Raw genomic sequence first — 517 nt, forward strand, 5'->3', positions numbered from 1 at the left:
ACTTTGTGGTTCATGACTGGGGTGAAGTCGTAACAAGGTAGCCCTAGGGGAACCTGGGGCTGGATCACCTCCTTACCTATACGACTAACTTAATGTTTGTTGAGTGTTCACACAGATTGCTTGTTTAGCTTCTCTCACGAGAAGTCAGAGCGAAACATCCCTCTTGCAGGTAGATGTTGTTCTTTAACAATTTGGAAAGCTGATAGTATTTAATTGCATGAGTCTGTCGTGTGATTAATTACAAAACGTTTAATGCGCAAGCATTGAACATGAGTTCTCAAACACTTTATTAAGTGTCTTGAATATTCAATAGTAAATTATTCTTTATTGAATAGTTTACGTCTAAGGCGCGTCCACTTCTTTGGTCAGAAGTGAGACAAGTAAAACCAAGCTGGTCGCAATGCGACGCAGGTGAGTGAAACTCATTTGGGTTGTATGGTTAAGCGACTAAGCGTATACGGTGGATGCCTTGGCAGTCAGAGGCGATGAAGGACGTAGTAACTTGCGAAAAGCGTTG

The 517-nt window shown here is 42.0% G+C and carries 2 rRNA genes; both read left to right on the forward strand.

The window, feature by feature from the left end:
* Window positions 1–75: ribosomal RNA gene (locus L5M10_RS24120) — 16S ribosomal RNA — on the forward strand; the annotation flags it as partial.
* A 362-nt stretch (window positions 76–437) separates the two neighbouring features.
* Window positions 438–517: ribosomal RNA gene (locus tag L5M10_RS24125) — 23S ribosomal RNA — on the forward strand; the annotation flags it as partial.

Origin of the sequence: Shewanella sp. SM32, assembly GCF_025654235.1 — a bacterium.
Classification (GTDB): Bacteria; Pseudomonadota; Gammaproteobacteria; order Enterobacterales; family Shewanellaceae; genus Shewanella; species Shewanella oncorhynchi.